This window comes from Flavobacterium xizangense (assembly GCF_054075145.1).
Genome location: NZ_JBSIPG010000198.1, coordinates 1 through 256 on the forward strand (window position 1 = coordinate 1; position 256 = coordinate 256).

Sequence of the window (256 nt, forward strand, 5' to 3'; positions counted from 1 at the left end):
GCTGCTGATAGCTTTATTCCAGAGGTTGATATTAAAGTTGAATTTTTCGACGGACAGTCAATCACAACTAAAATCGTTTCTCAATCTTTAGAATCTTTATTTAAAGAATCAGATTTCATCACATTGCACGTTCCTGCTCAAAATGGTTACATCATTGGAGAAAAAGAACTTGAAATCATGAAAGACGGAGTTGGTATCGTAAACTGTGCTCGTGGTGGAGTTATCGACGAAGTTGCTTTAGTTAAAGCTTTAGATT

The 256-nt window shown here is 35.5% G+C and carries 1 protein-coding gene; it reads left to right on the forward strand.

Annotated elements, in window-relative coordinates:
• Positions 1 to 256: NAD(P)-dependent oxidoreductase (locus tag ACWA1B_RS23100; RefSeq protein ID WP_456911002.1), on the forward strand; the 256-nt coding region annotated here is incomplete at both ends.